Genomic DNA, 764 nt, shown 5'->3' on the forward strand with positions numbered 1-764 from the left:
GATCTTTCAGATGTTTACCAGTCTTACGAATTTTAATATACGCGTGCAGGAAGCATTCAATGATTACAATCATTGGAAACAAGTTCAACCAGGCAGACTGAGTTTGATTCCAACCATCTATATTTACTGTTTCCGGTGAATAGTCTGGTGACAACGATTGTGCCTCATCCTTGAAGTGTTTATAGGCTTCCGTAAGGTTTGCTGTGTCGACACCAAGCGCAACAGATGCACCTAAAACACAGTCATTGCCTACTGTTGTTGCTACTGCAACTTTCTCACCGTTCAACCATGTAATCTTCTCATCCGCTAACAGATGAGAAGGTAGTTTCTCAGGTGATTTTACCACTGTTTGTACAAGATTGTATCGTCCAAAATGATTTTCCATACGATACCAATAATCATCATTTTTTCCAAAAACATATGTCAATGCCCAAAAAGGAACATCAAATCGTCTCAAAAACAGGGCTTTTTCCACTTCATCTGTATAGCCAACCATATAGGGCATCACAAAACTTGGGGCTATTGTGAAAACCTGTTTTTTACCTTGGCTGTCAAGGGTTTTCAGGCAAATTCGTCTTAATGGAACGTCTTTGAGCTTGTCTGAAGTTCTTTTATCATGCAAACTATAACCAGAACTTATTGTATCCGGAAACAATTCAGGATGCTCACTGATCATGCTGTCAACCCATTTTCGATAAGCAGAGCAATCATCAAAGATCTCTTGATATTTTGCCATTTCTATAGGAAGGGTTATCCGCTTGATA

1 protein-coding gene is annotated in these 764 nt (G+C 39.1%); it reads right to left on the minus strand.

Going from position 1 to position 764, the window contains the following annotated elements:
* Window positions 1–764: hypothetical protein (locus MTBBW1_RS28915; RefSeq protein WP_222424208.1), on the minus strand; the 764-nt coding region annotated here is incomplete at both ends.

Origin of the sequence: Desulfamplus magnetovallimortis (assembly GCF_900170035.1) — a bacterium.
Lineage (GTDB): Bacteria > Desulfobacterota > Desulfobacteria > Desulfobacterales > Desulfobacteraceae > Desulfamplus > Desulfamplus magnetovallimortis.